Annotated in this window: 2 protein-coding genes and 1 pseudogene; all 3 read right to left on the bottom strand. The window is 47.7% G+C overall.

The genetic code is table 11. The features are described from left to right. Positions 1 to 278: 278 nt before the first annotated feature. A pseudogene (locus tag BG74_RS19965) lies at positions 279 to 1,176 on the bottom strand (solute carrier family 23 protein); the annotation flags it as partial. A gap of 85 nt (positions 1,177 to 1,261) precedes the next feature. Beyond that, a complete protein-coding gene (locus tag BG74_RS09000; RefSeq protein ID WP_066597964.1) occupies positions 1,262 to 1,513 on the bottom strand; it encodes a hypothetical protein in 252 nt (83 codons plus the stop codon). Between the two features lie 621 nt (positions 1,514 to 2,134). Further along, a partial coding sequence (locus BG74_RS15065) for a hypothetical protein (protein ID WP_204376380.1) occupies positions 2,135 to 2,352 on the bottom strand: 218 nt, incomplete at its 5' end.

Raw genomic sequence — 2,352 nt, 5'->3', positions numbered from 1 at the left:
GTTTTATCTGTAGGCAATGTCCGCCGGATTATACAGCAGAGCTGACGGCAATCTCGAGCCCATAGCGCCCTAAACTGGCGCGTTCCGGCGCCAGTTAATGCCTACGTATTGCCTTATCATGAAGGAGGAGACGGCTGGGGCCTGAGGTGCCGATTGTCGCGATGACGAGCTATGTTATCGCAGCCGCCGCTTATCTGTGCGGCGAACCTCGCTGGGTATTCATTTAGGCTGAGTCGTAAGGCTCGTTGCGGTCTATGAAAGGGGACGGTCACTGGAACCGCGACGGATTCGAAATAGCTAGTAGTGGACGACGCGCCTAATAGTGAGCTAAAAAACACTGCGGCTCTGTTGGCCACTTGCGCTTTACTCATTTTAGGGACATTGCCCTGTTTTATCTGTCAGTCCGGCATGCTTGGTTACGTCGATAAGCGGTGCTAGAGTTGTCAAACACGTCTGCAAACAGGAAGGAGAAAATGACGCTTATCAGCGATACATCCAAGAGCACTTCGTATATCCAGCTGCAGGAATGTCGGGGCGATCGACGGAATTATGGAGATGACGCTGGCAAACGGGTTAATATCCATCGCGATGAGCAGAAATGTAGTCGCCAGAGTACCGATTAACATCGAGATCGGCAAGCGCCGCGATTCCAGCACCACGATAACAATGAAGCTCAGCATGGCAAACAGCTGGCTAGGCTGGGTTAGATCACTGAGTCCGACCACAGAGTCGCCGGATTATCTACCACGATGCCGGCTCCCTGTAGCGCGATGATAGCTAGGAATAAACCGATACCCGCAGCAATACTCGATCGCAGCAGCAAGGGAATGTTGGTGATCATCTATTCGTGGATTTTGAAGATCGACAGCGAAATGAAAATCAGCGCCGACAGGAATACCGCACCTAGATTGATTTGCCAAGTATAATCCATATGCAAGACCACGGTTACGGTATAGGTAAAAAAGGCGTTCAGCCACATGCATGGCGCCAGAGCGATGGGGTATAGTTGGTAATAAATCCCATTAACATAGAACCGGTTACCACTGCGAGACAGGTCGCGGTAAACACCAATCATTTTTCCATATAGTTGGCGATGAAGGATAGTTGGGTTGACAAAAAATATAAAACATTGTCAAAAGTCGTCAGGCTCGCGATAATCTTAGTACGTACCGTAATGCAGTGGTCCGTCTATTTAAATAGATTTTCCAACATGTGTTTTAATTTCTGAGAAGATGTCTTTATTGCCTAAGCAATTATTATGCTACTCTTCGGACACTGGGAGCAGGATAAAAATCCCGATTAAGAGTGGATTAATCAGGTTCTCAAAAGGCATATCCATCCCGCAGGTATTAACGCTGAGTGCTGTTGCGATAATGCGGTGCGGTACTCGCCCTATTTTGGTGCTAAAGCACCAAAATAGGGCGAATGTCTTCTGCCGGGCCGATATGGCGGCGTCGGGTAACTGACATGCTGGAGCAGATGAATCCAGCATATTGCCGGTAACAATCAACATCAATCATACTCTCCTCAGCTCGATAAGGATAGGGAGCGCCTGCCGATCCAGCACAAGGTGACAACGCGTGGTCGGAGGGAAGAGTGCTAACACTTGGTCTATTGCCAGATAGCGACCAATATGCTAAGAAAGACGGAGTTAGGTCATCATTGATATAGCAAGGAGTTCCCCGTGCAGCCGATTTTCAACTGCTAATTAAAAAATTCCTAAAATTAGGTAAATAATTTATCTGTAACGGTAACTAAAATTGTCTAAGGCCATTTTGATGGGGAAAATAAACAATCCGCGCACACTAGTTTAATTTATAAATTTATTTATTTGTTAGTTTATTCTCACTTTATTTTATTTAAAAATTTTTATTTGGCTTATTTAATTTATTCGCTGTTTTACTACTAATTAATGCTGGCTGATAAATATAGAACAACACTTCCCAGCACAACGCGTCGATGCTGATGCTTCCCAGCGTGAGTGGAACGCTTGTCGGCTAGCCCGTCGGTAAAGGGGTATTCAGCGACAGCGCATGCAGCATTGCGCGTACTGGTATTTCTGCCTCCATGTGCTACTAGTGCGCCTGTCGGCGCCAGAACAGAACCCCTGTTGGATATCATGTGCTGTCAACGATCATAGGCGGTCAATGGTATGTGCCAGCGCGGTCGACATCTGCGCTGGTGATCCAGTAGGCTTGCCAGCAGTCTCAATCCTGCAACAATTGCCTAAATAGCGACATCGGCCTAGCCCGCAAGGTACTCCTTCAGCCACGTCTGTCAACGCAAAAGCCAGGACCAGGCGTGACATGCCAGGATAACGGAGTATCAGTGGGCCGGGCAGACGCCAGATCA

This window comes from Sodalis-like endosymbiont of Proechinophthirus fluctus (assembly GCF_001602625.1).
Lineage (GTDB): Bacteria > Pseudomonadota > Gammaproteobacteria > Enterobacterales > Enterobacteriaceae.
Note: the sequence above shows the minus strand (reverse complement) of the source record. Positions and strands in the feature narration are given on the sequence as shown.